General features: G+C 68.7%; 23 protein-coding genes and 1 pseudogene. 4 read left to right on the forward strand and 20 right to left on the reverse strand.

Annotation, left to right across the window (positions count from 1 at the left end; translation table 11 throughout):
* The 5 genes and pseudogenes from C0461_RS14450 to sdhC all read right to left on the reverse strand — a co-directional run.
* Positions 1-77 (reverse strand): annotated as a pseudogene (locus C0461_RS14450) (ferredoxin); the annotation flags it as partial.
* Positions 78-87: 10 nt separating this feature from the next.
* Entirely contained in the window at positions 88-891 is an 804-nt protein-coding gene (locus C0461_RS02765; protein WP_292103737.1) for a succinate dehydrogenase iron-sulfur subunit, read from the reverse strand.
* 2 nt (positions 892-893) lie between these two features.
* Complete coding sequence (gene sdhA, locus C0461_RS02770) at positions 894-2,678, reverse strand: succinate dehydrogenase flavoprotein subunit (RefSeq protein WP_292103739.1); 1,785 nt, start codon at positions 2,676-2,678, stop codon at positions 894-896.
* Between the two features lie 7 nt (positions 2,679-2,685).
* The gene (gene sdhD, locus C0461_RS02775) at positions 2,686-3,090 is read right to left on the reverse strand and encodes a succinate dehydrogenase, hydrophobic membrane anchor protein (protein ID WP_292103741.1); all 405 of its coding nucleotides are present in this window, start codon (positions 3,088-3,090) and stop codon (positions 2,686-2,688) included.
* Positions 3,087-3,539 (reverse strand): succinate dehydrogenase, cytochrome b556 subunit, encoded by a 453-nt coding sequence (gene sdhC / locus C0461_RS02780; protein WP_292103743.1) that lies wholly within the window; start codon positions 3,537-3,539, stop codon positions 3,087-3,089. Before sdhC ends, sdhD begins: the two co-directional genes overlap by 4 nt.
* Before the next feature lie 171 nt (positions 3,540-3,710).
* Here sdhC and C0461_RS02785 point away from each other — a divergent pair, with 171 nt between their 5' ends.
* Together C0461_RS02785 and C0461_RS02790 are read left to right on the forward strand one after the other, a co-directional pair.
* The gene (locus tag C0461_RS02785; protein ID WP_292103745.1) at positions 3,711-4,322 is read left to right on the forward strand and encodes a hypothetical protein; all 612 of its coding nucleotides are present in this window, start codon (positions 3,711-3,713) and stop codon (positions 4,320-4,322) included.
* Positions 4,323-4,513: 191 nt separating this feature from the next.
* Positions 4,514-5,650: a serine hydrolase domain-containing protein gene (locus tag C0461_RS02790; protein ID WP_292103747.1), complete on the forward strand. Its 1,137-nt coding sequence runs from the start codon at positions 4,514-4,516 to the stop codon at positions 5,648-5,650.
* On the opposite strand, the gene rarD is transcribed toward C0461_RS02790, so the two are convergent.
* Together rarD and C0461_RS02800 are read right to left on the reverse strand one after the other, a co-directional pair.
* Positions 5,647-6,582: an EamA family transporter RarD gene (gene rarD / locus C0461_RS02795; RefSeq protein WP_292103748.1), complete on the reverse strand. Its 936-nt coding sequence runs from the start codon at positions 6,580-6,582 to the stop codon at positions 5,647-5,649. The two genes, C0461_RS02790 and rarD, sit on opposite strands and share 4 nt — an antisense overlap.
* Positions 6,583-6,592: 10 nt before the next feature.
* Positions 6,593-7,642, reverse strand: coding sequence for an aspartate-semialdehyde dehydrogenase (locus C0461_RS02800; RefSeq protein ID WP_292103750.1), 1,050 nt, complete (start codon positions 7,640-7,642; stop codon positions 6,593-6,595).
* 124 nt (positions 7,643-7,766) lie between these two features.
* Here C0461_RS02800 and zapE point away from each other — a divergent pair, with 124 nt between their 5' ends.
* Together zapE and C0461_RS02810 are read left to right on the forward strand one after the other, a co-directional pair.
* Positions 7,767-8,873 carry a cell division protein ZapE gene (zapE, locus tag C0461_RS02805; RefSeq protein WP_292103752.1) on the forward strand — a complete coding sequence of 369 codons (1,107 nt, stop codon included), beginning with the start codon at positions 7,767-7,769 and terminating at the stop codon, positions 8,871-8,873.
* Between the two features lie 60 nt (positions 8,874-8,933).
* The gene (locus C0461_RS02810) at positions 8,934-9,410 is read left to right on the forward strand and encodes a YbjN domain-containing protein (protein ID WP_292103755.1); all 477 of its coding nucleotides are present in this window, start codon (positions 8,934-8,936) and stop codon (positions 9,408-9,410) included.
* Positions 9,411-9,464: 54 nt separating this feature from the next.
* Here the strand turns inward: C0461_RS02810 and mdh are convergent, their stop codons facing one another.
* The 13 genes from mdh to C0461_RS02875 all read right to left on the reverse strand — a co-directional run bounded on the left by mdh (position 9,465) and on the right by C0461_RS02875 (position 22,984).
* Complete coding sequence (gene mdh, locus C0461_RS02815; RefSeq protein ID WP_292103757.1) at positions 9,465-10,427, reverse strand: malate dehydrogenase; 963 nt, start codon at positions 10,425-10,427, stop codon at positions 9,465-9,467.
* Positions 10,428-10,587: 160 nt separating this feature from the next.
* Positions 10,588-11,073: an RNA pyrophosphohydrolase gene (locus C0461_RS02820; protein WP_292103758.1), complete on the reverse strand. Its 486-nt coding sequence runs from the start codon at positions 11,071-11,073 to the stop codon at positions 10,588-10,590.
* On the reverse strand, positions 11,073-12,278 hold the full coding sequence (locus tag C0461_RS02825) for a divergent polysaccharide deacetylase family protein (RefSeq protein WP_292103759.1): 1,206 nt from the start codon (positions 12,276-12,278) through the stop codon (positions 11,073-11,075). Before C0461_RS02825 ends, C0461_RS02820 begins: the two co-directional genes overlap by 1 nt.
* Before the next feature lie 93 nt (positions 12,279-12,371).
* The gene (locus C0461_RS02830; RefSeq protein WP_292103761.1) at positions 12,372-13,739 is read right to left on the reverse strand and encodes a S41 family peptidase; all 1,368 of its coding nucleotides are present in this window, start codon (positions 13,737-13,739) and stop codon (positions 12,372-12,374) included.
* A gap of 127 nt (positions 13,740-13,866) precedes the next feature.
* Positions 13,867-14,964 (reverse strand): peptidoglycan DD-metalloendopeptidase family protein, encoded by a 1,098-nt coding sequence (locus C0461_RS02835; protein ID WP_292103762.1) that lies wholly within the window; start codon positions 14,962-14,964, stop codon positions 13,867-13,869.
* Positions 14,964-15,428, reverse strand: coding sequence for a 23S rRNA (pseudouridine(1915)-N(3))-methyltransferase RlmH (gene rlmH, locus C0461_RS02840; protein WP_292103765.1), 465 nt, complete (start codon positions 15,426-15,428; stop codon positions 14,964-14,966). Before rlmH ends, C0461_RS02835 begins: the two co-directional genes overlap by 1 nt.
* A 13-nt stretch (positions 15,429-15,441) precedes the next feature.
* The gene (rsfS, locus tag C0461_RS02845) at positions 15,442-15,912 is read right to left on the reverse strand and encodes a ribosome silencing factor (protein ID WP_292103767.1); all 471 of its coding nucleotides are present in this window, start codon (positions 15,910-15,912) and stop codon (positions 15,442-15,444) included.
* A gap of 42 nt (positions 15,913-15,954) precedes the next feature.
* The gene (locus tag C0461_RS02850; RefSeq protein WP_292103769.1) at positions 15,955-16,545 is read right to left on the reverse strand and encodes a nicotinate-nucleotide adenylyltransferase; all 591 of its coding nucleotides are present in this window, start codon (positions 16,543-16,545) and stop codon (positions 15,955-15,957) included.
* Between the two features lie 155 nt (positions 16,546-16,700).
* The gene (locus tag C0461_RS02855) at positions 16,701-17,666 is read right to left on the reverse strand and encodes a DUF6624 domain-containing protein (RefSeq protein WP_292103771.1); all 966 of its coding nucleotides are present in this window, start codon (positions 17,664-17,666) and stop codon (positions 16,701-16,703) included.
* 46 nt (positions 17,667-17,712) lie between these two features.
* Entirely contained in the window at positions 17,713-19,005 is a 1,293-nt protein-coding gene (locus tag C0461_RS02860; RefSeq protein WP_292103772.1) for a glutamate-5-semialdehyde dehydrogenase, read from the reverse strand.
* 50 nt (positions 19,006-19,055) lie between these two features.
* Positions 19,056-20,246 carry a glutamate 5-kinase gene (gene proB, locus C0461_RS02865; RefSeq protein ID WP_292103804.1) on the reverse strand — a complete coding sequence of 397 codons (1,191 nt, stop codon included), beginning with the start codon at positions 20,244-20,246 and terminating at the stop codon, positions 19,056-19,058.
* 104 nt (positions 20,247-20,350) lie between these two features.
* Positions 20,351-21,403 (reverse strand): GTPase ObgE, encoded by a 1,053-nt coding sequence (gene obgE, locus C0461_RS02870; RefSeq protein WP_292103774.1) that lies wholly within the window; start codon positions 21,401-21,403, stop codon positions 20,351-20,353.
* Positions 21,404-21,484: 81 nt separating this feature from the next.
* Entirely contained in the window at positions 21,485-22,984 is a 1,500-nt protein-coding gene (locus C0461_RS02875) for a helicase HerA-like domain-containing protein (RefSeq protein WP_292103775.1), read from the reverse strand.
* Between the last annotated feature and the right edge of the window lie 57 nt (positions 22,985-23,041).

A 23,041-nucleotide genomic window follows, 5' to 3' on the forward strand; every position in this document is an offset into this window, starting at 1 on the left:
TCCATGACGGACAGGCCGTTTTTCACGTCGACGACGTGCTCGGTCCCGTCATGCTCGATGTAGGTGATTTTCGCCATCAAGCGCGCGTCAGGCCGAGGCCTGTGCCTTCTTCCGTTCCTTCGACACCATCAGCTTCTTGGTCTCGGCGATGGCCTTGGCCGGGTTCAGGCCCTTGGGGCACACCTGGGTGCAGTTCATGATGGTGTGGCAGCGGTAGAGCTTGAAGGGGTCTTCCAGGTCATCCAGCCGCTTCTCCGTCGCGTCGTCGCGGCTGTCGGCGATCCAGCGGTAGGACTGCAGCAGCGCCGCCGGGCCCAGGTAGTCCTTCTGGTTCCACCAGTAGCTGGGGCACGAGGTCGAGCAGCAGGCGCACAGGATGCACTCGTACAGCCCGTCGAGCTTCTCGCGGTCCTCCGGCGACTGCAGCCGCTCGGTGGTCGGGTCCGGCTCGTCGGACTGCAGATAGGGCTGGATAGAGTCGTACTGGGCGTAGAACAGGCTCAGGTCGGTGACCAGATCCTTGACCACCGGCTGGTGGGGCAGGGGCGCGATGGTGATGGTGGAGGACGAGCACTCCTCCCACCCCTTGGTGCAGGACAGGGTGTTGCGCCCGTCGATGGCCATGGAGCACGACCCGCAGATGCCCTCGCGGCACGAGCGGCGGAACGCCAGGGTCGGATCGATGGTGTTCTTGATGTGGATCAGGGCGTCCAGCAGCATCGGCCCGTGGTCGTCGGCTGAGACCTCGAACACGTCCCAGCGCGGATCGGCGTCCACCTCGGGGTCATACCGGTAGACCTTGTAGGTCTTGACGTTGGTCGCGCCCTCGGGGGCCTTGTGGACCTTGCCCTGGGTGGGTTTGGAACCGCGCGGAAGGGTGAGCTGAACCATGCCTAGTAAACCCTCGCCTTGGGCTTGATGTAGTCGATGTCGCTGGACATCGTGTACTCGTGGACCGGTCGGTAATCGATCGCCACGCCCTGTCCCGGACGCTTCCACGCCAGGGTGTGCTTCATCCATTCCGCGTCGTCGCGGTCGGGATAGTCCTCGCGGGCGTGGGCGCCGCGGCTTTCCTTGCGGTTGGCCGCGCTCTCGATGGTGACCAGCGCCTGATCGATCAGGTTGTCGTATTCCAGGGTCTCGACCAGATCGGTGTTCCAGATCAGGCCGCGATCGGTGGTCTGGATGTCCTCGCCGGCCGCGTGGATGGCGCGCAGCTTGGCCACGCCCTCGTCCAGGGTCTTGCCGGTGCGGAACACCGCCGCGTCGGACTGCATGGCCCGCTGCATGTCGTCGCGCAGCTTGGCCGTGGGCGTGCCGCCCGAGGCGTGGCGGAAGCGGTCCAGCCGGGCCAGGTGGGCGTCGGTGGCGCCGGCGGGCGCGGCCGGGACCGGCGCGGCCTTGTCCACCACCTCGCCGGCGCGCAGGCCGGCGGCGCGGCCGAACACCACCAGGTCGGTCAGGCTGTTGGAGCCCAGGCGGTTGGCGCCGTGCACCGAGACGCAGGCCGCTTCGCCCACGGCCATCAGGCCGGGCACGACCGTGTCGGCGTTGTCGCCCACCTTGGTCAGCACCTCGCCGTGATAGTTCGTGGGGATGCCACCCATGTTGTAGTGCACGGTCGGCAGCACCGGGATCGGGGCCTTGGTCACGTCCACGCCCGCGAAGATCCTGGCGCTTTCGGAAATGCCCGGCAGGCGCTGGTGCAGGGTCTTGGGATCCAGGTGATCCAGATGCAGGTAGATGTGGTCCTTGTTGGGACCGACGCCGCGGCCTTCGCGGATCTCAATGGTCATGGAGCGGCTGACCACGTCGCGGCTGGCCAGATCCTTGGCCGAGGGGGCGTAGCGCTCCATGAACCGCTCGCCCTCCGAGTTGGTCAGATAGCCGCCCTCGCCGCGCGCGCCCTCGGTGATCAGGCAGCCGGCGCCGTAGATGCCGGTGGGGTGGAACTGCACGAACTCCATGTCCTGCAGCGGCAGGCCGGCGCGCAGCACCATGGCGTTGCCGTCGCCGGTGCAGGTGTGGGCGCTGGTGGCCGAGAAATAGGCGCGCCCGTAGCCGCCGGTGGCCAGGATCACCAGCTTGGCGCGGAAGCGGTGCAGCTGGCCGTTATCCAGCTGCCAGGCGGTGACGCCCGTGCAGGCGCCGTCCTGCATGATCAGGTCCAGCGCGAAATACTCGATGAAGAACTTCACCTCGCGCCGCACCGACTGGCCGTACAGGGTGTGCAGGATGGCGTGGCCGGTGCGGTCGGCGGCGGCGCAGGTGCGCTGCACCGGGCCTTCGCCGAAATTGCGCGTCATGCCGCCGAAGGCGCGCTGATAGATGCGGCCGTCCTCGGTGCGGCTGAAGGGCACGCCCCAGTGCTCCAGCTCGTAGACCGCCTTGGGCGCCTCGCGCACCAGGTATTCGATGGCGTCCTGATCGCCCAGCCAGTCCGACCCCTTGACGGTGTCGTACATGTGCCACTTCCAGTCGTCCTCGCCCATGTTGCCCAGCGAGGCCGAGATGCCGCCCTGGGCGGCCACGGTGTGGGAGCGGGTCGGGAAGACCTTGGTGACGCAGGCGACCTTCAGGCCCTGCTGGGCGGCGCCCAGAGCGGCCCGCAGGCCGGAGCCGCCGGCGCCCACGACGACGACGTCGTATTCGTGATCGACGAATTCATAAGCAGCCATGTGGTTCTCAGGCCCCGAAACCGGCGGGCAGCGGCGCCGAACCCAGCGCCAGCCGCGTGATGAAGAAGACGCTGGCCGCCGCCAGCACCAGGAAGATCAGGTTCGACAGGCCGATCAGCAGCGCCTTGTTGCGGGGGCGATGGATGTAGTCCTCGATGATCACCTTCCACGCCAGGCTGATGTAGCCCAGGAACACCACCGCCGTGACGCCGAGCAGCACCGCGTTGAGGGTGCTGGCGAACCACGCCGTCGCGGTTTCGTAGTCGGCGCCGGCCAGGGTGAAGGCGCTGGAGGCCGTCCAGACGCCCAGCGGCATGAGAATCAGCAGGGAGACCCGCTCGATGACCCATTCGCCCGCGCCGTGGCGCTCGGAGATCTTCACGCGGTTCTTGTACTGGGCGTAGCCGCTCACAGCGAGACCCTCCCGGTGGTGAACAGAACGGCCCAGAACAGCACGGTCAGCACCACCGGCCCCCAGACCGAAATGTGCGACAGCAGGTTCGCCGGGCCGATCTCCAGGGCCGCGCCGGTGTCCTGAACCAGGTGGCGACCGCCGTTCAGAATGAAGGAGAACATCACCAGGGTCAGACCGAATCCGATCAGCAAGCCCAGGGGCGAACCCATGAAGGCCATCACCCCGGCGTAGGCCTCGGGCCCGAAGGCCAGGGCCCCCAGCCATCCGATGACCAGGATCGCGCCGAAGCTGGCGGCGCCGATGGTCACCCGGAACAGGATCGAGGCCAGCATGGTCACATGCCAGCGCCAGATCTGAAGGTGGGGGGACAGGGGCCGGATGCGGCCGTTGGGCTGGCGCACGAAACGGCCGGTCTGGTCGTCGTCGGCGTCTGAGGCGGTCGACATGCGAATCGTTCTCAAACCGTTGTAAAATCAGCAATGATGCAGTGCGGAAGGCTTTACGAACCTGCGCAGGGGGGTGTCAACGCGGCAGGCTTCACGGTTCGCTCAACGGCCCGGATTCCCTTGCCTGCGGCCCGGCCTTGCGCTGCGGCTTCATGTCGCTACCCTTTTCCAATGATCTGGATCGCCCTGACCCTCGCCGTGACTGCCGTTCAGGACGGCCCCGTCGCCTATGTTGAGGCGTCCCCCACCTCGCTGGAGCTGTACGCCGGCCCGCCGGTGCGGCCTTATGAACCCTCGTGGGACACGCCGGGGGCGGAGGGCGACGCCTGGATGATCACCCGCCGGGCGCTGGAGGCGCCGGCCCTGCTGGAATCCTATGACGGGACCTATGAGGTCACGCCAACGGACGCCGAGGTGGTCTATCAGCAGGGGGTGACCTCAGCCGCCCTGCGCGCCAATTCCATCATGGGGCCGCTGGATGGCCGCTGGCGCGTGACGGCTTCGGACGGCGCCCCGGTGCTGGAGCTTCTGATGATGGATCGTGGCGACGGCGCCCTTGTCGAGGGGGCCTGGCGCGAGCCCACGGCGCCGAACGCGGCCCTGACCAGCCGCCGGCTGGGCGCCCTGTCGCTGGTGGTGCGGTCGGGCGACACCCTGACCATCGAGGTGGCCGACCCCGACGGTGCGGCCCGGCTCAGCCTCCAGCGGGAAGGCGTCCACTGGCGCGGAACCCTGGAGCGCGATGGATCAACCACGCCCGTGGTCATGGCCCCGTTCAGCTGACCCATGGTGGCCGCGCCGCAACAGGCGCGCCGTGATCGGTCCCCGTTTCGTCCCCCTCCTTCCCGGGCGCCCTAGAATGGCTCTGGCCCATGCCGGGGGAGGGACGATTTCGGACAATTCGGACAATTCAGACCCTGTTTTTTCCGCAGCCCGAGTCTGAAACCGCACCGCCCGGATGCTATGGAAGCGCGATGATCGACATCAAAGGCCTTTGCCCCGACCGCTTTTCAGGCGTGAAAGACGCCTTCGCCGCCAATTTCACCGACGCCCCCGAGGGCCTCGACGAACTGGCCGCCCGCTTCTCCGTCTGCATCGGCGGCGAGACGGTCATTGACCTGTGGGCCGGTCATACGGACGCCGCGAAGACAACGCCCTTCACCGAGCGGTCGCTGGTTCCGGTCTTCTCCACCGGCAAGGTGGTCATGAGCCTGATGATCGCCACCCTGGTGGAGCGGGGCCTCGTCACCTACGACACCCCGGTGGCCGAGGTCTGGCCCGCCTTCGGCCAGGCGGGCAAGGACCGGATCACCCTGGGCCAGCTGATGAGCCATCAGGCGGGCCTGGCGGGCTTCGATGAGACCGTCGACCCCTCTCTCTGGTTCGAGCCCGAGGCGGTGCTGGATCGGCTGGCCGCCCAGACGCCCCTGTGGGCGCCCGGAACCGCGTCTGGCTACCACCCCATCACCATCGGCTATCTGGCGGGCGAGGTGTTCCGACGTCTGGACGGCCGGACCATGGGAACGGCCCTGCGCGAGGACTTCGCCGAACCGTTCGATCTCGACCTGTGGATCGGCCTGCCCGAGGATCAGCACGATCGGGTGGCGCAGCTGAGAAAGCCGTCAGCCGCCCCCGATCTGGGGACCATCGACGCCATCAAGAAATCTGCATTTCTCGATCGCGGCTCCGCCCCCGGCGGACGCGGCTCCGCCGAGTGGCGCAAGATGGAGATCCCGTCCGCCAACATGCACGCCCGCGCCGACGCCCTGGCCCGCATCATGGGCGTGCTGGCGGGTGGCGGCGTGCTGGACGGCAAGACCATCCTGTCGCCGGAGACCCTGGCCGAGGCCGCCCGTGAGCGCATCCACGGCCCGGACCGCGTCCTGCCCTTCACCATCCGCTGGGCGGCGGGCTGGATGAGGAACGAGGGCCTGGGCATCTTCGGGCCAAACCCGGAGACCTTGGGCCACTGCGGCTGGGGCGGCTCCTGCGCCATGGCGGACCCGACCACCAACGTCTCGGCCGCCTACGTCATGACCCGCCAGTCGCCCCACCTGATCGGCGACCCGCGCGCGCTTCGCCTGTTCGAGGCGCTCTACGCCGGCCTTTAGGCGGGGCCTGCGGCGTCCTTCAGGGCCCGGCGCGCGGCCCGGGCCCGGTGCATGGCCGCGGCCAGGAACACCGCCGCCCCGCCCCAGATGAAGGCGAAGCTGACCAGCCGGGTCAGGTTGAACGCCTCGCCCTGGGAGACCCCGATGATGAAGCTGAGGGTGGGGGCGATGAACTGGATGAAGCCGATGGTCGACAGGGGCATGCGCCGCGCGGCCCATGAGAACAGCACCAGCGGCGCCACGGTCATGGGCCCGGCCAGGAACAGCCAGAAGGCGGCGACCGGGCTGTTGGTGAAATGCCCCAGCCCCTGATGGTGCAGCCAGACCAGCCAGGCGAGGCCGAACGGCGCCATGATCAGGCACTCCACCAGCAGCCCCGTCTGGGCGTCCGCCTGCACCCGCTTGCGGATCACGCCATAGGCCGCGAACGACACGGCCAGCGCCAGCGACACATAGGGCAGGCCGCCAATGGCCACGCCCTGCAGCACCACCCCCATGGCCGCCAGCGCAATGGCTGCATAGCCCAGCCGGCTGATCCGCTCCCGGAACAGCCAGGCCCCCAGCGCCATGTTGAACAGGGGGTTGAGGTAATACCCCAGGCTCGTCTCCAGCGTCCGTCCGCTGTTCACGGCCCAAACGAAGATGAACCAGTTGACCGCGATCAGGGCGGTGGACAGGGTCAGCCACATCAGGGTCCGCGGATTGCGCAGCACCCGCCGCACCTGCGCCGACTGCCCGGCCAGCCACACCAGCCCCGCCGCGAGCAGCACGCCCCACACCGCGCGGTGGGCCATGATCTCGCCCGCGTCCGCGCCGATGCGGCCCATGGGCTGATAGATGAGGGGCGACAGGCCCCACAGCACATAGCAGGCGACCCCGGCGATCAGGGCCGCGCGGGCGGAGTCGTCTCCGCCCGCCGGTTGGCCGGTCATGGCGAGATCCTTATCCCACGGTCAGGGTGCGGTATCCGGTGGCGGTCTTCAGCATGCCCTGCTCGTCCAGCAACTGGGCGATTTGCACGGCGTTCAGGGCCGCGCCCTTGCGCAGGTTATCCGACACCACCCACAGGCTCAGGCCGTGCTCCACGGTCGTGTCCTTGCGGATGCGCGAGACGAACACCGCGTGCTCCCCGGCGGCGTCCACAGGGGTGATGTAACCGTCGTCATCGTGCTTATCGATCACCATGATCCCGGGCGCGTCGCGCAGGATGGCCCGGGCCTCCTCCACCTCGATGGAGCGCTCGAACTCCAGCGTCACGGCCTCGGAGTGGCCCACGAACACCGGCACCCGCACGCAGGTGACGGTCAGCTTGATGTCCGGGTCCAGCATCTTGTGGGTCTCGTCCCACATCTTTGCTTCCTCGTCGGTGTAGCCGTCGTCGCGGAACTCGCCGATGAAAGGCAGGACGTTGAAGGCGATCTGCTTGGGGAACTTCTTCGGCGTGGCGTCGCCCAGGCCATAGATGGCCTTGGTCTGGTTCCACAGCTCGTCCATGCCTTCCTTGCCCGCGCCGGACACGGACTGATAGGTCGACACCACCGCGCGCTTGATCTTCGCCGCGTCATGCAGGGGCTTCAGCGCCACCACCAGCTGGGCGGTGGAACAGTTGGGATTGGCCACGATGTTCTTCTTCGTCGCCAGCTTGATGTGGTCCGGGTTCACCTCGGGCACCACCAGCGGCACATCCGGATCCTTGCGGAAGGCCGAGGAGTTGTCGATCACGATGGGCCCGGCCTTGCCGATCTTCTCGGACCACGCCCGCGACACCGCCCCGCCCGCCGACATCAGCACCAGATCCACAGTCGAGAAGTCGAATTGCTCGATGTCCTGGCAGCGGATGGTCTTGTCGCCGAATGAGACCTCGATCCCCTTGGACTTGCGCGAGGCCAGGGCGTGCATTTCATCCACCGGGAAGTTCAGCTCTTCCAGGATGGCCAGCATTTCCCGGCCCACATTGCCGGTGGCGCCAACGATGGCGACGCGATAGCCCATGATCTCGATCCTGTTCCGAAAGGGGGAGGTTTGCGCGCGGACGCGCATGCCCATTGCATTTAGTCCTTCGCACCCGCGAAGCAATCGCTTTGCAGCCCCGTTTCGAGCCTTTAAGCGCATTTCCATGCCTTCCCTGACCCGCGCCGCCTATGACCGCCGCCTTGAATCCGGCGCGCTGACCGCCGACCCCGCCCAGGAAACCGCCATCACGGCCCTGAGCCGGCTGGAGCGCGATCTGGCGAAGGGCGGATGGCTGTTTCGCAAGCCGCCGCAGGTGAAGGGACTCTACCTCTGGGGGCCGCCGGGCCGGGGCAAGTCCATGCTGATGGACCTGTTCTACGCCGAGGCCCCCGAGCCCCGGAAGACCCGCGCCCACTTCCACGCCTTCATGGCCCGGGTCCACGATCTGATCCGGCAGTGGCGCGAGGGCGACTCGGCCCAGCGCAAGGCCGTGTTCGGCCAGTCAAAAGGCGACGATCCCATCGCCCCCACCGCGGAGCTGATCGCCTCGGAGGCGCGCCTGCTGTGCTTCGACGAGTTGCAGGTCACCGACATCGCCGACGCCATGATCCTTGGCCGCCTGTTCGAGGCCCTGTTCGAGCACCGGGTGGTGCTGGCCATCACCTCCAACCGCTCGCCGGACGACCTCTACGTCAACGGCATCAACCGCCCGCTGTTCGAGCCCTTCATCGACATCATCAAGGAGCGCTGCGCGGTGGTGCAGATGGCCGGCGGACGCGACTGGCGCCTGGCCCGCATGGCCAATTCGCGTCTGTGGTATTCCGGTCTCGACATGGGCCGCTCCCAGGCCTTCGAGCATCTGTGGGAGGACCTCAAGGGTGACGAGCCGGAAGAGCCCGCCCATCTGGCGGTCACGGGCCGTAACGTGGTGATTGAGCGCACGGTCGGCGGTCTGGCCCGGGCGACCTTCGCCGAGCTGTGCGCCCGGCCGCTGGGCGCCTCCGACTATCTGGCCATGGCCGAGCGGTTCCACACCCTGTTCCTGGAAGGCGTCCCTGTGCTCGGGCCCGACAGCCAGCAGGAGGCCCGTCGCCTCGTCACCCTGATCGACGCCCTCTACGAAGCCCGCACCCGACTGGTGGTCCTGGCCGAGGCGGCGCCGGAAGCCCTCTATCCCAAAGGCGTCGGCGCCTTCGAGTTCGAACGTACCGTGTCGCGTCTGAACCAGATGTCCTCCGCCGACTGGCTGGAGCAGGCTGACGCCGCCTGACGGCCCCTTTCCCCCGATGCGGCGCCGAGGCTAGAGTGGCGGAAGCATCGGGAGGGTTTCATGCACATGCTCCGTCTGGCCACCGCCGTGTCGGCCTTGTCTCTGGCCCTGTCCGCCGGGGCCGCTTCGGCCCAGGTGACGCCGCAGGCTGTGTCAGACTGGCTCTCCGGCCGGGCGCTGACGCCGGAACTGGTCACCGAAGGCGAGGAAAGCTACATCCGCGTGCAGGACGAAGGCCTGACCTGGCTGTTGTTCTTCTACGGCTGCGAGGCCCGGGGCTGCGACAGCCTGCAGTTCGGCGCCGGCTTCACCAATGACAGCGTCACCCTGGACATGGTCAATGCCTGGAACCGCGACCGGCGTTTCCTCAAGGCCTATTTCGAGGCGGGCGAGGAAGGCTCGGCACTCGTCCAGTACGACATGATCCCCACAGAGGGTGCGCCCATGGATCATCTGTCTGACCATCTGGACCTGTGGCGCGGGACCCTCGCGGCTTTCGCCGTCCACGTCGGCTACCTTCAGCCGGCTGCGCAATAGGAAAAGGGCGGAGCGTCGGCTCCGCCCTATCTCATTTCAACGCCTTGACGAAGCTCAGGCCAGCGAGCCGTCGATGTCCTGGCAGGCCTTGATCAGGCCCTTCACCGAGTCCACCGACGTCTTGAACATGGCCTTCTCGTCGTCGTTGGTGTCGAACTGGATGATCTTCTCCACCCCGTTCGCGCCGATCAGGGCGGGCACGCCCACATACATGTCCGACACGCCGTATTCGCCCGACAGCCAGGCGGCAATCGGCAGGACGCGCTTCTGGTCCTTCAGATAGGACCGGGCCATGGCGATGGCGCTCTCGGCCGGGGCGTAGAAGGCCGAACCGGTCTTCAGCAGGGCCACGATCTCGCCGCCGCCCTTGCGGGTGCGCTCAACGATGGCGTCCAGCTCGGCCTGGGTCATGAAGCCCTGCTTGACCGCGTCCGGCAGGGGCAGGCCGCCGATGGTGGAGTGGCGCACCATGGGCACCATGTCGTCGCCGTGGCCGCCGAGGGTCCAGGCGTTGATGTCCTTGATGGACACGCCGGTCTTTTCGGCCAGGAAGTAGGCGAAGCGGGCCGAATCCAGCACGCCGGCCATGCCGACCACCTTTTCCTTCGGCAGGCCCGAGAACTTCTGCAGCGCCCACACCATCGCATCGAGGGGGTTGGTGATGCAGATGACGAAGGCGTCCGGCGCGTGGGCCTTGATGCCCTCGCCCACGGCCTTCATGACCTTGAGGTTGATCCCGATCAGGTCGTCGCGGCTCATGCCCGGCTTGCGCGGCACGCCGGCGGTGACGATGCACACGTCGGCGCCGGCGATGTCGGCATAGTCGTTGGCGCCCTTCAGGTTCACGTCCGAGCCGAACACGGCGGTTGCCTCGACGATGTCGAGCGCCTTGCCCTGCGGCGTGCCCTCGGCGATGTCGAACAGGATCACGTCGCCCAGCTCCTCGCGGGCGGCGATGTGAGCCAGGGTGCCGCCGATCATTCCGGCGCCGATGAGGGCGATCTTGGCGCGAGCCATGGGCGAGTCTCCATGTTGCTGGCCTGTCGCGCGGTCGCGCGGCGGGGCCATGGGATGGTCCTTGAGGCCCGTCGGCGTCTTGTGCGCTGCTTGAGGCCGGGATGGTGGGAGGTTGAAACCTTGGCGGCGGTCTAGACCCGGCTTCGCCGCGCCGCAAGGGTCAGGCGGCGAAGCGGGCGAAGGCGGCGGCCACCTGTTCATAGGCCGGGCGCTTGAACGGCACGATCAGGTCGCAGACCTCGTCCAGCCGGCCCCAGCGCCAGGCCTCGAACTCGATGGGCGGCCAGGCGGTCAGGTCGATCTCGGCCTCTTCGCCCGTGAAACGCATGGCGAACCACTTCTGCTTCTGGCCCTTCCAGCCGCGCGCGATCTTTGCGCCGGAGGCTTCGGGCGGAAAGTCGTAGGTGATCCAGTCGTCGGTGGCGGCCAGCAGGTCCGCGGACCGGACGCCTGTCTCCTCCAGCAATTCCCGCCGGGCCGCCCCTTCCCACTCGCCCCGTTCGGCTTCGTCCCGGTCGACGCCCCCTTGCGGGAACTGCCAGCACCAGGGTTCTGGCGTCTTCGCCCTGCGGCCCAGCCAGACCCGGCCGTCCGGATGGAACAGCACCACGCCCACATTGGGGCGGTACAGGGAGAGATCGGCCACTAGCGGCCCGGCCGCCGGGTCATGGCCGAGGCGGGCGCCAGCTGCAGACCCCGGTCCGACAGGCCATCGGCCCAACGGGCGGCCGCCTCCACCGTCACGGGATAGGAGAAGCCGGCGCCCATGGCGTCGCCGTTCTCGCGCGCGGCGGCCTCAAGGGCGTTCAACTGGGCCACTATGGCGGCGGGGCTCTGCACCTCGTCAATGATGCGGTCGGCGCTGGCGCGGGTGTAGGCGCCGGGACGGCGGCGGGCCGATCCGTCGTCCACGAAGGCCAGGCCCCGGCTGCGCATGACCCCAAGGAAGGCCGACATGGCCCCGTCCGAGGTGACGAAGCGGTCGCCAAGATAGTTGGTCACACCGAAATAGCCCGTGGCGCGGCCCAGCAGCCAGTCCAGCCGCTGGCGGATGTCGTCGGGACCGGCGTTGGAGAGAAGAGTGTAGGGGCCGGGGTCATTGTCGGGATAGCCCGTCGGCTCCATGGGGATCTCGATCAGGACCTCGTGGCCGTGCGCGCGGGCCAGGTCGATCCAGCCCTGAAGGCCCTCGGCGTAGGGCACGAAGGACAGGGTCACCTCGGCGGGCAGTCGCTCTATGGCGGCGCGGGTGGTGACGGCGTTCAGACCCAGTCCGCCGACGATCAGGGCCACGCGGGGCCGGCCATTTGGGCGGAAGGGCCGGGCGTAGGCCTCGGCCGGGGTGCGGCCGTCGGCGTTGATCACCGGCAGCAGCCCGTTGGGGCCAGGCTGGCTGAGGCCCGCGATCGGGGCTGCGGGCAGGGGATCGGCGGGCGGGCGGCGGGGCGCGGTAATGGATGAACCGCCACCGGCGCTGGCCCCGTCGGGCAGGGTGATCAGGGCCTCGCCCGCGATAGGTCCCCCCTCGTCATCCAGTTCGAAGCCGGGCGCGGTCAGGTCCTGGTACAGGCCCAGGGTGTCGAGGGTGAACGCCTCCATGCCTGTGGGCGGCTCGGCTACCGGCGCGTCGGGGCGGGTCAGGGCGGCGCGGGCAGAGGGGCTTCCGGCGGTCGGATCGCCCAGCACCAGGATGAACAGACCGGCCGCACCGATCAGCAGCGTCAGGGCCGCGCCAACGGCCGCCACCGGGTGGCGCAGAAAAGCTAGCGCCCGCGACAGCCCGGCCGACGCCCGACGGCGCGGAGCCGTTCCAGCGGTGGCTGCCAGGGCGGAATGACGTTTGGCGAACATGTGCGGGCTTGCGGAACTCGGCTGCCGGACTAAGGCCCCATGTTCGCAGTGCGCCGGTTAAGAAAGCCTAACAGCCCGTTCACCATGTAGCGATCAGTCTTCGGGACTGGCCGTCGCCACACGGATGGTCTCCTCCGGCTCGGCCAGGGTGACCACCACTGTAGCCGGCGCTGCGGCCAGGCGGGTCAGGTTTCCGCCGGCGCGCAGAACGTCCAGGGCCCGCTGCAGCTGGTAGTCCTCGTCTTCCGGGTGGTCATCGCCCGGCGCCTCGCGAGGGGTGTGGGCCCCGCGCCGCTCGGCTCCGATGGACGAGTCGAGGGCGTTGGAATAGGCCGCCTCGCTGTAGATGAAGGACGAGCGGGAGACGATGCGCGCCTCGGCGGCGGTGCGCGCCACCTCCAGGTCCGGCTCGATGCCGATCTTCTGGATCGACTGGCCCGAGGGCGTGTAATAGCGCGCCGTGGTGATGGACAGGGCCCCGTCGCGGCCCTCCCGCAGCGGCAGAACGGTCTGCACCGAGCCCTTGCCGAAGCTGGTCAGGCCCACCAGCGTCGCCCGCTCGTGGTCCTGCAGGGCGCCCGCCACGATCTCCGACGCCGAGGCGGAGCCGTAGTTGATCAGCACCGCGATGGGCAGCCCGTCGGCCAGGTCGCCCGGGCGGGCGGCATAGCGTTCGATCTGTTCGGGGGTGCGGCCGCGCTGGCTGACGATTTCGCCACGCTCGAGGAAGGCGTCCGCCACCGCGATGGCCGCGGTCAGCAGGCCCCCGCCGTTGTTGCGCAGATCCAGCACATAGCCCTGGATGTTGGGGTTCCGGGCCTTGAGGTCGGCCATGACCGTGTTCAGCTCACGGCCGGTGTTTTCGTTGAAGGTGGCCACGCGGATGTAGGCGAACTCGCCTTCCATGCGTCCGGTGACCGAATCCACGCGGATCACTTCGCGGGTCAGCACCACCTCGCGCGGCTCCTCGCCATCGCGCATGAAGGTGACCGTGACATCGGTGCCGGCGGCGCCCCGCAGGCGTTCGGAGACCTGGCTGACCGTCAGGCCTGCCGCGCTCTGGCCCTCAATGGCCGAGATGACGTCGCCTGGGTTGACGCCCGCGCGGGCCGCGGGGCCGCCGTCCATGGGAGAGATCACCTTCACCAGACCGTTTTCGGAGGTGATCTCCAGGCCCACGCCGGAATAGGACCCTTCAGTACGCTCGCGAAGATTGTCGAAATCCTCCGGCGCCATGTAACTGGAGTGAGGATCCAGCGCCGTCATCATGCCGCGCAAGGCCGCCTGGATCAGGTCGGTGTTGTCCACCTCGACCACATAGGCCCGCTCCACGATGGCCAGGACGTCGCCGAACAGCTCCAGCATGCGGAAGGTTTCGCTGCGGGGCGTCTGGCTGGCCACGGCCATGGCGCTGCCGCCCAGAGCAATGGAGGCGGCGCCGATCAGAAGCAGTTTGCGCATTCGGTCTCTCGATATCGGGAAGGATCGCAGGGTCATATCAGTCACCCCCACGGCGACGAAATCATGGCGTTGCGCCATTCGTCCATAAAATCAGGCGCGAAGGCCGCCGTCGAGCGTCTTGAACTGATCATTCCAGCCATGGCGATGGGTCCACAGGGCGGTTGTCCCTGCGCAGCTCGAAATACACTTCGGCCTCGGCGCTGTCGGGCAGTCGGCCGAGGACCTCGCCGTCCTCGACCCGGTCGCCCGTGCCCACGGCGAGCGGTCCCAGCCCGGCGATGACGGCGCGCCAGCCGGGCGAAAGGTCCAGGATCACCACCTCGCCCCAGCCATCCAGGGGGCCGGCGTGCTCGACCACGGCGTTCATGGGCGCCCGGACCTCCGCCCCGCCGTCGGCGCGCCACGTCCACCCCCGCGCGGCGCGACTGTATCGGGCGCTCGGCGGCCCGGCCACCGGGGCGGTCAACTGGTTCCGCCCGCCGGGAGCGGCGGCGGTGGCCGAGCGGGCTGCACCCGGCTCAAGCGGCGCCGACGCTCCCCCCAGTGTCTCGATGCGCGCCTCCAGAGTCCGCGCCGCCCGTTCGGCCCGTTCGGCGTCGGCGCGCAGGATGACGGCCAGTTCGCGGCGACGCCCCCGCAGGGTCTCGATCTCGGCTCGCCGGTTCATCTGGGCGCTTTCGACGGTGAACAGCGCCTCGCTGGCCAGGGCGGCGCGGCGGCGGGTGTTCTGAATTTCGACCTGCTGCTCCAGCAGGGCGTCGGCGCGGTCACGCAAGGCGGGGGCCATGGCCTGCATGAGTATGGCGGCGCGCACCGTGTCCACAGCGCGGTCGGCGGGGATCAGCAGCGGGGGCGGCGGCTCGCGGCTCATCATCTGCAGGGATGACAGCAGCCGACCCTGACGGGCCCGTTCGCCGCTCAGTCGCGCCAGCAGGGCGGCTTCGCGTTCGCCCAGTTCGGCCAGGCGCGCCCGCTGGGCGTTGATGGCCGTGGTGTCGCCCTGGTCCTCCAGCGCCAGACGCCGCAGATCCTGGTCCAGCCGCGCCACTTCCTCGGCCGCGTCTTCGGCGTCGGCGCGCAAGCGGCGGGCGCGCAACTGCTCCTCGCGGTGCTCCACACGCAGGCGCGCCAGTTCATCGGCGGGCGCGTCAGCGCGCTGGCCGGCGGCGGGCGGCGCGACCGTCAGCACAGCCAGGATCAGAAACAGGGGGCGAAGCGACGACATCAGTCGCGATGATAGGGTGATCCGGCCATGATGGTCACGGCTCTGTACACCTGTTCCGCCAGCATCGCCCGGGCCAGGGCGTGGGGCCAGGTCTGGGGCCCGAAGGCCAGGGTCGACCGCGCCGCATCCAGCACCGAACGGTCCAGCCCGTCGGCCCCGCCGACGGCGAACACCAGCCGGCGCTCGCCCTGATCCCGCAGCCCCGCGATGTGGTCGGAGAAGGCGCGCGATCCGTATGTTCGCCCCCGCTCGTCGCAGGCGATCAGGTGGGCGCCCTCGGCGGCGGCCAGAATCAGCTGCGCCTCCGGCGCCTTGCCGGGCTTCTTCGGATCAAGGTCGATGAGCTCGACCGGTCCAAAGCCCAGAGCGCGGCCAGCCATCGTGGTGCGACGCGCATAGTCCTCGGCCAGTTGGGCCTCCGGGCCGCGGCCCGCCTTTCCTATGGCGATGATGCCGATGCGCACCGGGCGCGGGGCGTCAAGCCGACTGGGTCCGGTGGGCCGAGTCCACCGACCAGATCTTCTCGATGTTGTAGAAGGTGCGCACTTCGGGGCGGAACAGGTGGACGATGACGTCCCCTGCATCGATCAGCACCCAGTCGCAGTGGGGCAGACCCTCGACCTTGGCCTTGCCCAGCCCGTGCTCCTTGAGCAGCCGCAGCAGGTGGTCGGCCAGGGCGCCCACATGACGTTGCGACCGGCCCGAAGCCACGATCATGGTGTCGGCCATGGGGCTCTTGCCCTTCAGGTCGATCAGGACGATCTCCTGGGCCTTGTCGTCATCGAGGCGTGCGAGAATGGCCGCTTCCAGGGCGGCGGCGTCGATCTCGGGCGTCTGGGGGTCTTCGGCGCCGACGGGCGCGATCAGGTCCGTTTCACGCGCGGTGTCTGAAACGGCCGGGGCTTGCGTCTTGGACGCGGGCGAGGGGGACAGCGAAGTGCTCCACATTGACTGACTTGAACCGCACCCTAGCACGTATGCGCGCGATGGTCACCCGGCGGCCCGTATGGCCGTGGAGGACGCCCGGTTCAGAGGCGCGGTCAGATAGGTCCAGGCCGGGGCGGGTGTGTCCGGCAGCAGGCGCGCCTGTTCCTGGGGGACCCGAAAGGCGGCGTAACGACGGGCCGCCGGGGCGGTGCGGCTTTGCAGTTGCGAGCCCGGCCGGGCGATCACGGCCATGGGCATGGCGGCGGCGATGTCCGTCCAGCCGCGCCAGCGATGGAATGTCGCCAGGTTGTCCGATCCCATCAGCCAGACGAACTTCACGCCCGGATGCCGCGCGGTGATGGCGCGCAGGGTGTCCACGGTCCAGCGGCAGCCCACCCGGCTCTCGAAGTCCGACACAACCATGGCCGGCCCGCGCGCGAACGCCTGCGCCGAGGCCATGCGCTCGGCCAGCGGCGCGGTCTCGCTATGGTCCTTCAGGGGGTTCTGGGGCGAGACCAGCCAGATGACCCGGTCCAGCCCCAGCCGCTGCATGGCCGTCTCGGCGACATGGGCGTGGCCCTCGTGGGCCGGGTTGAATGAACCGCCCAGCAGCCCGACCTTCAGGCCCGGCTCAAGCCGCAGGCCGTCGCGCAACAGCCCCGGTCGGGGACCGGCGGAACGGGGCGCAGGACCGGCGTGGAAAAAGGCCAAGGGCGGAGGCTCGGAGAGGCGCGGGAGCGACTTATGCTCACCCGCGCCCTAACACGCCGATGTCCGTCTGTCCCGCCAAACCGGACAGCCGTCGGCGGTCAACCGTCGTAGTGGGCGCAGAAGCGACTCATGTGAGCGCGATATTCGGTGAGGGATCCGATGTCGACCTGCTCCCGCAAGGCTTCCACCCGCGCCTCGTCCTCGATCATCCGCGGTGTCCAGACATTCGGCGCGGTGCATCGTCCCTGGGTTCCATAACGCTGGGGCCGGCCCGTGTTCACCGCCACCCGGTCATGCAGATAGGCGTAGCTGGATGGTCGCGTTTCGCCCAGAGCGACCAGCGGCTCCAGCATAGCCAGGACCGCTGTCTGGAACTGGGGGTCCTGATCGGCGTGCTGGACGATGAGCCAGGCTGCACGATCCGCCTCCTCCCCATGCTGGGATATGCGGAACCAGCCATGCGCATCTAACTCCGTTTTCAGCCAGACCGCGTTTTCCATGTCCTGGCGACAGCCCTCGGCTGCGATGGTGCGATTGATGCGCTGCATCACACCGGGCACCACGTCGCCGGCCCAGCCATCGGGCCCGTCCAGATACCCCCCGCGCCAAGCCTGATCCCACGCCGAACGCCTGAACAGTTCGGCCAGCCGGGGCGTCGGGGCGTCCCGCGCCGCCTCGATCCAGCGCTGGGCGTTCGCCAGGTCATCCGCTTGCGCCGCCTCACCGGCAAGAACCGTTTCGATCAGAGCGCGCCAGCGTTCCAGGTGGTGTTCGGCCGCCTCCCGGTCGGCGCGCCAGGCTTCATGGGATTGCGCCGCGCTCGCCGTCGCCAGCCCCGTCAGGACGGCTTGTTCAGCGGGCGTGACGCAGCGAGACCCGGCCCTCCGCCGATCCACTTCCTGCTGAAGAGCGGCGTCAAGCTCTGACAGGCGCTCCGCGTCTCCCAGCGATGGATAATCGAACGTGGCAGCCGCTTCGGCGTCTTCCAGCAGGTCGAGAAGCGGGCGGGGCGGCGTGGAGTCGAACCCTGCGAACAGGACGAGGGCGAGGACGCTTCCAATCATGCCCGCAGAGGATCACGACGTTTCGAGACTGTCCATACAGCCGACCTTACGGACGAATCTGGCCCTTGCCGCGCACCACATATTTGAAGCTGGTCAACTGCTCGGCGCCCACCGGCCCCCGCGCGTGAAGGCGGTCGGTGGAGATGCCGATCTCGCCGCCGAATCCGAACTCGCCGCCGTCGGCGAACTGGGTCGAGGCGTTGGCCAGCACGATGCCCGCGTCTACCTGGGCCAGGAAACGTTCCACGGCCCCGTCGTCCGAGGCCACGATGCATTCCGTGTGGCCCGAGCCGTAGGCGTCGATGTGCGCGATGGCGTCGTCGATGCCGTCCACCACCTTCACGGCGATGATGGCCTTCAGGTATTCCGTGGCCCAGTCGGCGTCGGTGGCCGCCTTCGCCGCTGGCACAAGGGCCTGGGCGGCTTCGTCGCCGCGCAGCTCACAGCCCTTGTCGGCCAGATCGGCGGCGATCTTCGGCAGCAGATCAGCGGCCACGCTGCGGTCGATGACCAGGGTCTCGGCGGCGCCGCAGACGGAAACGCGGCGCATCTTGGCGTTCACCGCCACGGCGCGCGCTGTGTCCGGATCGGCGCTTTCGTGGACATAGACGTGATTGACGCCTTCCAGATGGCCCAGAACGGCCACGCGGGCGTCGGTCTTGACCCGTTCCACCAGCGAACGGCCGCCGCGCGGGATCAGCAGATCGATGGAGCCGTCCAGCCCGGAGAGGATATGGCCGACCGCCGCGCGGTCGCGCGTGGTGACCATCTGCACTGCATCGGTCGGCAGACCGGCGGCGCTGAGACCCTCCATCAGGGCGCCGTGTATGGCCAGATTGGAGCGCAGGCATTCGGAGCCCCCGCGCAGAATCACGGCATTGCCCGCACGCACGGCCAGGGCGGCGGCGTCGGCGGTCACATTGGGGCGGCTTTCATAGATGATTGCCAGCACGCCGATGGGAGTGCGGACCCGGGCGATGTCCAGGCCGTTCTCAGGCGTCCAGCGCGCGGTCTCCGCGCCGACGGGGTCTGGGATGGCGGCGATGGAGTCCAGCGCCTTGGCCACGCCTTCCAGCCGGGCTTCGTCCAGACCCAGTCGGTCCAGCATGGCGGACTCCATGCCCTTTTCGCGGGCGGCGTCCTGATCGGCGGCGTTGGCTTTCAGGACGTCGGCGGCGCGGGCGCGCAGGGCCCTGGCCATGCCGCTGATGGCCCTGGTGCGGGCCTCGGGCGAGGCCAGCGCCAGCTGACGGTCGGCGGCGCGGGCGCGGCGGCCCATGGCCAACATGTCCTGTTCCAGATCGGCGGCGTCGACGGGCGGCGGGGCGGTCTTGGTCATGACAGTCATGCCCCTAACATCGCCTCAAACCCTGAAATTTCAAGGCCCGGTCAGCGTTTTGGCCGCTTCGGCCGGACATTGTGCGGCCCCCGGGTCTCCACCACCGTGTCCCTCAGGGACAGGTCGTCGGCGTGAATCACCACCGGTCCGCCCGCATAGCCCAGCACCTCCTTGAGGGCACCGGAGCGCAAGCCCTTGATGGTCTCCAGATCCTTGGCGTCATAGCGCACCAGACCGCTGGCCAGGTCCGCGCCGGTCTCGTCCAGCAGGACCACGGTGTCGCCCTTGCCGAAGGCGCCCCGGACCTCTTTCACGCCCACCGCCAGCAGCGACTTGCCCGAAATCAGGGCGCGTCGGCACCCGGCGTCCACCACCAGTTCACCGCGGGTGGCCAGCGAGCCGCCGATCCACTGCTTGTAGGCGTCCTTCACCGTCGTCGAGGCGGCGATGACGGTGCAGCGGCGGCCCTGTTCCAGATGCTGGGAGCCGCGCGTCTTGGCTCGACCCGCCGCGATCAGGGTGATGCAGCCGGCCTCCGAGGCGATGCGCGCGGCCATGACCTTGGTGGCCATGCCGCCGGTGCCCACGCCCGCCTCGGCATTGGCGCCTGTGGCCATGGCCTCGATCTCTGGCGTCAGGGTCTCGATGTAGGGAATATGCTTCGCGTCAGGATCGACACGCGGGTCGGCGGTGTAGATGCCGTCCACGTCCGACAGCAGGATCAGCAGGTCGGCGCTGATCATCTGGGCCACGCGGGCGGCCAGGCGGTCGTTGTCGCCGTAGCGGATCTGTTCGGTGACGATGGTGTCATTCTCGTTGATGACCGGCACCGCGCCCATACCAAGCAGGGCGCCCACGGTGGCCCGCGCGTTCAGCCAGCGCCGCCGTGTCTCGGTGTCGTCCCGGGTCAGCAAGATCTGGGCGGTGATGACGCCGTGGGGGTCGAACGCCTGCTCCCACCCGGCCATCAGCAGCGACTGACCCGCGGCGGCCGAGGCCTGTTTTTTCTCCAGCCCCGGTCCCCGCGCCCTGGGACCCAGGCGGCGGCGGCCCAGGGCCACGGCGCCGGAGGACACGATCAGCACTTCCTTGCCCTGGGCCTTCCAGCCCGAGATATCGGCGGCCAGGCCTTTCAGCCGCACGTGGTCAACCTGATTGGTCTTGCGGTCTACCAAAAGGGATGAGCCGATCTTGACCACGATGCGTCTGGACTCCGAGATCACCCGTGCAGCGCGCGTCATGCGCCGGGGCTTGTCGGCGTGGTCGTCCGTGGCGGCGTCGGTCTGGGTCTCGGCCTGCGTGGCCGTCCGGATGTCGTCAGTCATGGATTGAATGGGGCGGTCCCTCAGGGGGTCCAGCCGCCCTGCGTCTCCTCGGTGGTTTCTTCTTCGGCGGGGATCTCGCCCCGGGTCTTTCGCACCTCGGCCCAGGCGGCGCGCAGCAGTTCGGGCACGCCCTCGCCGGATACGCCGGACACCAGCATGGGTCGTCGGCCGGCCACGGCTTCCAGTTCGGCGGCTTTCTGTTCGCGCAGTTCCGGGGTCAGGGCGTCGATCTTGTTCAGGGCCAGAATCTCGGTCTTTTCCCCCAGACCCTCGCCATAGGCTTCCAGTTCGGCGCGGATGGTGCGCCAGGCCCCGGCCACATCATCCTGGGTCCCGTCGATCAGATGGATCAGGCTGGCGGTGCGCTCAACGTGGCCGAGGAAGCGAGTGCCCAGTCCCGCCCCCTCGCTGGCCCCTTCGATCAGGCCGGGGATGTCGGCGATGACGAAACGCTCGGTCGGGCTGAGATCCACCACGCCGAGGTTGGGCGTCAGGGTGGTGAAGGGATAGTCCGCAATCTTGGGCTTGGCCGCGCTGGCCGCCGCCAGGAAGGTGGACTTGCCCGCATTGGGCAGGCCCGCCAGACCCACGTCGGCGATCAGCTTCAGCCGCAGCCAGATCCATTTCTCCTGGCCTTCCTGGCCCGGATTGGCGTGGCGCGGGGCCTGATTGACCGGGCCCTTGAAGTGGACGTTGCCCCAGCCGCCGTTGCCGCCGCTGAGCAGCTTCACCAGCTTGCCGGGCTCGTCCATGTCCAGCAGGACAGTCTCCTTGTCCTCGTCCAGCACCTGGGTGCCTACCGGCACCTTGAGCACCACGTCCTCGCCCTTGGCGCCGTGCATCTGGCGCCCCTGGCCGTGGTGGCCGGTCTGGGCCTTGAAGTGCTGCTGGTAGCGATAGTCGATCAGGGTGTTCAGTCCCTCGACCGCCTCGATCCAGACGTGGCCGCCCCGGCCGCCGTCGCCGCCGTCCGGTCCGCCGTTGGGAATGAATTTCTCGCGTCGGAACGAGACGGAGCCCGCCCCGCCGTTGCCCGAGCGAATATAGATCTTGGCCTGGTCGAGGAACTTCATGACGGGTTTATGCCGCAATGCGGCATCCAGCGGTAGGGCGCCGCCCACAAACCGCTGATCGAACGGCTTTCGAACGATCCCCTAGCGCCGACGCAGGCCGCCGAGAACACCGCGTAGAAGTTCCCGGGTGATGGTTGTTCCGGCCGTCCGAAGGACGGATTTGGTCAGCGCCTCCATGGGCGTCTGGCGGTTGGAGGTCCGGCGCCGGGGAGCGGCCTTGGGGCGCGGGGTGGAGCGGGAGGGCTTCCGGCTGGGCGTTCGCTCCTCGGTCTCGTGCGCTTCCGCCTTCTCTTCCGCCGCCTGGGCCTCGGCGCGGGCGGTGAGGATTTCGTGGGCGGATTCGCGGTCCACAATATGGTCATAGACGCCGCGCACGGGGCTTTGGGACATCACCTGGGCGCGCTCGACGTCGGTGGCGGGGCCGAGGCGGCTGGCGGGCGGACGGATCAGGGTGCGGGCCACCACCGTCGGTGCGCCCTTTTCGTCCAGCACCGAGACCAGGGCCTCGCCGACGCCGAGCGACTGGATAGCCTCGGCCGTATCAAAGGCGGGATTGGCGCGGAATGAACCGGACGCCGCCTTCAGGCCTTTCTGCTCGGCGGGGGTGTAGGCCCGCAGGGCGTGCTGGATGCGATTGCCGAGCTGGCCCAGCACGCTGTCGGGAATGTCGGCCGGATTCTGGGTGACGAAATAGACGCCCACGCCCTTTGAGCGGATCAGACGAACCACCTGCTCGACCTTCTCCACCAGGGCGCGTGGGGTATCGTCGAACAGCAGGTGGGCCTCGTCGAAGAAGAATACCAGGCGCGGCTTTTCGGGATCGCCCACCTCGGGCAGCTGCTCGAACAGCTCCGACAGCAGCCAGAGCAGGAAGGCTGCGTACAGCCGCGGGCTGGCCATCAGCTTGTCGGCCGCCAGCACATTGACCTGGCCGCGTCCGTCGAGCCCCGTCCGGATCATGTCCTCCAGCCGCAGCGCCGGTTCGCCGAAGAAGGCGGCCGCGCCCTGCCGCTCCAGCGCCAGCAGGGATCGCTGGATGGCGGCGAGGGAGGCCGGGGCCACATGGCCGTAGGCCTTGCCGATCTCTGACGCGTTCTCGGCCACATGGGTCAGCAGGGCGCGCAGGTCGGCCAGGTCCAGCAGCAGAAGCCCCTCCTTGTCCGCCACATGGAAGACCACCGAGAGCACATCGGTCTGGACGTCCGAAAGCTCCAGCATCCGCGCCAGCAGCAGGGGCCCCACCTCGCTGATCGTGGCGCGCACGGGATGACCTTTTTCACCGAACAGATCCCAGAAGACCGTAGGGGCGGCTGCGGGCTGGAGGTCCAGGCCGATGGTCCTTGCGCGGGTCAGCAGTTTCTCGTTGGGCGTTCCGGCGATACAGATCCCCGACAGGTCGCCCTTCACGTCGGCGCAGAACACTGGAACGCCCGCGTCCGAGAACCCCTGGGCCATGATCTGAAGGGTCACAGTCTTTCCCGTACCCGTGGCCCCGGCCACCACCCCGTGGCGATTGGCGCGGTCCAGCCTGAGGAACTGCGCCTCCCCGGCCCTGCCCAGGAACAGATCGGTGTCGGTCATGGCGTGCTCTCCTGCATGTCGCGGGTCGATTGTTAGCGCAGTGGCGAGGCGGCGCCA

The sequence above is a fragment of the Brevundimonas sp. genome, assembly GCF_013823285.1.
Lineage (GTDB): Bacteria > Pseudomonadota > Alphaproteobacteria > Caulobacterales > Caulobacteraceae > Brevundimonas.

Excerpts from the sequence above, each read along its gene's own strand:
- C0461_RS02790 (WP_292103747.1), top strand. The coding sequence starts at position 4,514 with ATGATCGACATCAAAGGCCTTTGCCCCGACCGCTTTTCAGGCGTGAAA.
- C0461_RS02800 (WP_292103750.1), bottom strand. The coding sequence starts at position 7,642 with ATGGGCTATCGCGTCGCCATCGTTGGCGCCACCGGCAATGTGGGCCGG.
- C0461_RS02855 (WP_292103771.1), bottom strand. The coding sequence starts at position 17,666 with ATGATTGGAAGCGTCCTCGCCCTCGTCCTGTTCGCAGGGTTCGACTCC.
- zapE (WP_292103752.1), top strand. The coding sequence starts at position 7,767 with ATGCCTTCCCTGACCCGCGCCGCCTATGACCGCCGCCTTGAATCCGGC.
- sdhA (WP_292103739.1), bottom strand. The coding sequence starts at position 2,678 with ATGGCTGCTTATGAATTCGTCGATCACGAATACGACGTCGTCGTCGTG.
- C0461_RS02835 (WP_292103762.1), bottom strand. The coding sequence starts at position 14,964 with ATGTCGTCGCTTCGCCCCCTGTTTCTGATCCTGGCTGTGCTGACGGTC.
- proB (WP_292103804.1), bottom strand. The coding sequence starts at position 20,246 with ATGACGCGCGCTGCACGGGTGATCTCGGAGTCCAGACGCATCGTGGTC.
- C0461_RS02875 (WP_292103775.1), bottom strand. The coding sequence starts at position 22,984 with ATGACCGACACCGATCTGTTCCTGGGCAGGGCCGGGGAGGCGCAGTTC.
- mdh (WP_292103757.1), bottom strand. The coding sequence starts at position 10,427 with ATGGCTCGCGCCAAGATCGCCCTCATCGGCGCCGGAATGATCGGCGGC.
- C0461_RS02810 (WP_292103755.1), top strand. The coding sequence starts at position 8,934 with ATGCACATGCTCCGTCTGGCCACCGCCGTGTCGGCCTTGTCTCTGGCC.
- C0461_RS02830 (WP_292103761.1), bottom strand. The coding sequence starts at position 13,739 with ATGCGCAAACTGCTTCTGATCGGCGCCGCCTCCATTGCTCTGGGCGGC.
- C0461_RS02785 (WP_292103745.1), top strand. The coding sequence starts at position 3,711 with ATGATCTGGATCGCCCTGACCCTCGCCGTGACTGCCGTTCAGGACGGC.
- C0461_RS02825 (WP_292103759.1), bottom strand. The coding sequence starts at position 12,278 with ATGTTCGCCAAACGTCATTCCGCCCTGGCAGCCACCGCTGGAACGGCT.
- sdhC (WP_292103743.1), bottom strand. The coding sequence starts at position 3,539 with ATGTCGACCGCCTCAGACGCCGACGACGACCAGACCGGCCGTTTCGTG.
- C0461_RS02765 (WP_292103737.1), bottom strand. The coding sequence starts at position 891 with ATGGTTCAGCTCACCCTTCCGCGCGGTTCCAAACCCACCCAGGGCAAG.
- obgE (WP_292103774.1), bottom strand. The coding sequence starts at position 21,403 with ATGAAGTTCCTCGACCAGGCCAAGATCTATATTCGCTCGGGCAACGGC.
- rsfS (WP_292103767.1), bottom strand. The coding sequence starts at position 15,912 with ATGTGGAGCACTTCGCTGTCCCCCTCGCCCGCGTCCAAGACGCAAGCC.
- rarD (WP_292103748.1), bottom strand. The coding sequence starts at position 6,582 with ATGACCGGCCAACCGGCGGGCGGAGACGACTCCGCCCGCGCGGCCCTG.
- C0461_RS02860 (WP_292103772.1), bottom strand. The coding sequence starts at position 19,005 with ATGACCAAGACCGCCCCGCCGCCCGTCGACGCCGCCGATCTGGAACAG.